Origin of the sequence: Tepidanaerobacter sp. GT38, assembly GCF_021991635.1 — a bacterium.
In the GTDB taxonomy this organism is placed as follows: Bacteria; Bacillota; Thermosediminibacteria; order Thermosediminibacterales; family Tepidanaerobacteraceae; genus DTU063.
On the sequence record NZ_JAFFJA010000008.1, the window covers coordinates 1 to 4911 of the forward strand.

Genomic DNA, 4911 nt, shown 5'->3' on the forward strand with positions numbered 1-4911 from the left:
GGCGAAGGAGCGTCTTGCGCGGATAGAAGCGGCTATGAATCTTGAGGAACCGGACAGGGTTCCGCTTAGAGGAGTAGGCGGAGATATAATCCCTGCATATGCAGGTATCACTCAGCAAGAATTTTGTTATGACTACGATAAAGCCATAAAAGCCGTAGAAAAGTTCTTAAGGGATTTTCCTTTCGATTGGCCTTCGGGCTCCATCCCGGGGCTTGATGGGCGAGTATTTAGTGTGGCCTTTTCAGAATTTCCGGAAGTAGCTGCAGGGACTACCTTCATTTCAGGACCTATGCATGACGTCCTTGGAGACAAATACTATAGATATCCGGGCAATGAAACTGATGTAAATGCTACGCCGCAGTTTGTTGGTGGCACTTTCATGGAACCAGATGAATACGATGAGCTGATTGAAGATCCAGTAAAGTTTGTCACTGAAAAGGTCTTGCCGAGAGCATGTGATAATTTAGCTACACCCAGGCAGGCAATGGCTACATGGGTTAGGCTGGGTATGGAGTTTAATAGGTTTTCTGCTGCAGCCCGTCAGATAGGCATGATTGCTGCAAGTCTCGGCTATCCCTCCATCAGGATGGGTGGAGCTTATGCACCCCTGGATATCATTGGGGACTTTTTAAGGGGAATTACAAATACGGTTTTAGATATCCGCAGGTATCCTGATAAGGTGAAAAAAGCTACTGAAGCATTAGTTGAGCCTATTATGAACTATGCTCTCTCTTATAAAAAATTAGGAATTAACTTAGTCATGATTCCGCTGCACTTAAATGAGTACTTATCGCCAAAATTATACCAAGAATTCTATTGGCCAACCTTAAAAGAAGTGATTTTGAGACTTGGCAAAGAAGGTGTCAAATCCTGGGTATTCTTTGAAGGTCATCATGAGCAGCATTTGGAAACAATACTCGAACTGCCAAAGGGTTGGGGTGTAGCGTATTTCGAAAAAACCGATGTAGTTAAAGCGAAACAAGTACTACAAGGCCATACTTGTGTTGTTGGCGGCATTCCGGTAAGTTTATTGGTTGGCGGCAATCCTGCAAAAATAAAAGAATATGTCAGGAATTTGCTAGAGCAAGTAAAACCCGGTGGAGGATTTATACTTTCACCGAATATTGGAACAGCGCCTGCTGAAACACCTCTGGAAAATCTAACTGCCCTTATAGAAGCAGTAGAACAGTACGGTTAATATTGTGAGGGCGCCGATAAGCTCCATCGGCGCCCAAAATTGTAACACTAAATGGAGGGATTAACTATGTGGCTAGAAAAAGGTATAGGAGAAGACAAAAGGTGGTTTTACCCCATAAGTGCCTTTATAATAGGTACAGCGATAGTAGTAAACCAGTTGTGGACCATGTTTTATCCCCATATACAAGCTCATTTTAATTTAGAGACAACAGCTTCAATAGTTCTGGCAGCGACCTTCAGCGGCATGGGGGCAATGATTATTGGACCACCGATTGCAGGAACAATTTTAGACAAATATGGTCCCAAAATTCCGTTTATAATGTCAGCTATATCTATGGTGATTGGACATAGTTTAATAATCAAGATGCTTTCAATGAATGATTGGTCTAAAGCCATGTATATTTGGTATTTGGGCAGTTTTATGGTAGGCCTGGGTGGCGGATTTTACTCGGGCACATATACAGCCACTGTCGGAAAATGGTTTCCTGACAAACCTGGTACAGCAATGGGGCTAGCTGTGGCAGGTACAGGTTCAGCAGTTATTATATATTCACCTTTAATAGGAGCTTATATCAAGAACCATGGATTTTCAGGAAATATATTTTTCATATTTGTCATTATGTCAATAGTCTGCTTGTTTGGTCTTGCGGTTCCTTTTTGGAAAACTCCTCCTAAAGATTGGCTTCCTGCAGGAATGAAGCCGGCGTCCAAAACATCTTCGGCTAAAGCTAAAGGAGCGGCTCATGATTACACCCTCCAGGAAGCAGTAAAAGATAGGAGATTTTGGTTATTGTATTTTTGCTTTATATTTTCGGCATTTTCTAACATGTTTTTCCTTCAGAACGTCTCACTAATAATTTTAGAAGGTTTGAGTAAAGTAATGGATACGGAAACGATTCTTGTATCTGTCATTCCGGGATTTTTGTCGGCATCAGCAATAGCTGGCCTTATTGGAAGATTTAGCTGGGGCGTGATCACCGATAGGCTAGGAGGGCCTTGGAAGACCCTTTGGATCGTTTACTTATTACCGGCAATAGTGATGGCTCTCTTTTACCTGGGTTACCACTCGGTTATTCTAATTTTCATTACTGGATTATTATTCTATTTTGGTTCCGGTGGAGAGCCGGTAATTCACTATGCTATAGTGCCATATGTATTTGGGAGAAAACATTTAGGAAAGGTCATGAGCGTACTGAACTCATTTTCGGTAGGTTTAGGAATTGCCTTTGGTCCCTTTGTAGGAGCTTACATTAAAGACGTGACAGGAGGTTATTTCTGGGCATTGGTTTTAGCGGTCGCTATTCGCCTGTGTGGAACGGCCTTTGCGCTATTGGGACTTAAAATGTCTCTACAGCAGGAAGGTGCAGACAACACAATAACTAAAACAGTTTAAAAAATGTTACAATAATGGTAACAAAAGTCAGACATGAGGTGATACAATGACTTTTTTTGAAGTAACCATACTTCCTGATGATGTGCAAATTAAGGTGCCAGCAGAAACCACTCTTAAGCAGGTTTTTAATGATAACGGCATTAACTTTGAATTTCCCTGTGGGGGACTAGGTGTATGTAAAAGGTGCAAGGTAAGTATCATTAAATCAGATGGGCAAGTCCAAGAGGTGCTTGCATGCCAGTATAAAGTAAATGAGGATGTAACGGTAAACCTACCTCAAAAGGAACTTAAACATGCAATATTGTCTGAGGGCATAGATCGACATGTAGCCGTTGATGCTTTAATCAAAAAGGTGTATTTCGAGCTGCCACGTCCTTCTCTTTCCGACAACAGGGATGACTGGCGGAGACTCATAAATCAGCAGGGCATTAAAACGTCCCTTAAAGTACTTCAGGGTCTGCCAGAAAAATTGAGGCAAAGCGACTTTAAAGTAACAACAGTAATTGCAGGAGATACAGTCGTGGCAGTTGAAAGCTATGATACCACAGACAAGTTGTTAGGTATGGCTTTTGACATAGGAACCACTACCATTGCAGGCTATCTCATAGATTTGAAAACCGGTAAGGAATTATGCAGAGTTTCTGCACTAAATCCCCAAACCAGGTTCGGGGCAGACGTAATTTCCCGCATTAGTTTTGCTGCAGAATCACCTGAAGGTCTAGACAAACTGCATGGTGCAGTTATTGGCGAAATTAATAATTTAATACAGGAAGCTGTGAGAGAGACGCAGTATAGCAACTTAGATATTTACGCTATTACCTTTGCTGGAAACACTACGATGGAGCACTTATTGCTTAAAATTCCTCCCACCTATTTAGCTCGTGCTCCTTATGTTCCAGTGGTAACGGAACCTATAATCGTGGATGCAGCTGAATTAAATATAAAAATTAATCCTGATGGTAAGGTTTTTGCATTTCCCAATATAGCAGGCTTTGTAGGAGGAGATACGGTAGCTGCGGTATTGGCTGCGGAAATGGATAAAGCAGATAAGTTAAAGCTCTTAATAGATATAGGCACAAATGGTGAGATAGTTCTTGGTGCCAATGGCAAGTACCTGGCATGTTCCACCGCAGCAGGGCCTGCTTTTGAAGGAGTGCAGATATCATGTGGAATGAGAGGAGCTTCAGGGGCAATTGACCATGTCTCGCTGGGGGAAGAATATAAATACACTGTTATCGGCCAAACAACCCCTATAGGCATCGCAGGCTCTGGTTTAGTAGATACAGTAGCTGAACTTATTAAAGTGGGGATTGTAGATAAAAAAGGTCGACTTTTAAAACCCGAAGAGATAGAAAATGATTTGGGTAAAAAATACAGGGATAAAATCACTACCATAAATGGAATACTGGCTTTTGTCATAGCTGAAGGGGCATCAGGCCGACCGATATATGTAAACCAAAAAGACATAAGAGAGTTTCAACTGGCAAAAGGTGCCATTGCAGCGGGAATTGAAGTGCTGTTAAAAGAATACGGTGCACAAACTCAAGATATTGATGAAGTATATTTGGCAGGTGCTTTTGGGAACTATTTAAATCCTGAAAGTGCATGCACCGTAGGATTAATACCAAAAGTGCTAAAAAGCAAAATAAAAGGAATAGGAAATGCAGCAGGTGCAGGAGCAAAACTAGCTATTATTTCACGCAATGAATATGAACGGGCAGTGGCCCTTTCCCAAAAGATAAATTATATAGAACTAAGTTCGCATCCTAGTTTCAACAGTACATTTTTTAATAAAGTGGGTTTTGAATAATTAAGGAACTGATGTTTTTTAGAACGGTATTTTTCTAATACCGTTCTTTTTTCATAAATAAAAAAATGATACATAAAGATATAGATGAAAGGGTATGTATCATTATAGGACAATGTATAGAGAAAAATAAGAGTTTAACAGTATTTTCAAAAAATACTTGACAATTTAAATGCTCTTAGATATACTAATTATAGACCTGTATATACAACTTTAATCATACCCCAATATTAACTCAAGAGAGTTAAATTTAAGGAAAGGAAAGCAAGAGTGATGTGGTAACTATAATTATCTGAATATAAAAAATAAATAAAAAGGAGGAAAACACATGCAAGAAGAACTTTTCAACAAAATAGTCGACATGGATGAAGAAGGCTCAATAAAACTTGCCAAAGAGTATCTGGAAGGTGGAGGAGATCCACAAAAGCTGCTTGAGACATGCAGAAATGCAATGGGAGTAATAGGCGACAAATTTGAAAAAGGCGAATACTTTCTATCAGAACTCATACTTGGC

4 protein-coding genes are annotated in these 4911 nt (G+C 40.3%); all 4 read left to right on the plus strand.

Features of this window, described 5'->3' with window-relative positions; genetic code table 11:
• On the plus strand, positions 1-1198 hold a 1198-nt coding region (locus tag JT739_RS01860), incomplete at its 5' end, for a uroporphyrinogen decarboxylase family protein (protein ID WP_237659387.1).
• 66 nt (positions 1199-1264) lie between these two features.
• Entirely contained in the window at positions 1265-2590 is a 1326-nt protein-coding gene (locus JT739_RS01865; protein WP_237659388.1) for an MFS transporter, read from the plus strand.
• A 46-nt stretch (positions 2591-2636) separates the two neighbouring features.
• Positions 2637-4400 carry an ASKHA domain-containing protein gene (locus tag JT739_RS01870; protein WP_237659389.1) on the plus strand — a complete coding sequence of 588 codons (1764 nt, stop codon included), beginning with the start codon at positions 2637-2639 and terminating at the stop codon, positions 4398-4400.
• Positions 4401-4725: 325 nt separating this feature from the next.
• The coding region (locus JT739_RS01875; protein WP_237659390.1) for a B12-binding domain-containing protein at positions 4726-4911 on the plus strand (186 nt) is incomplete at its 3' end.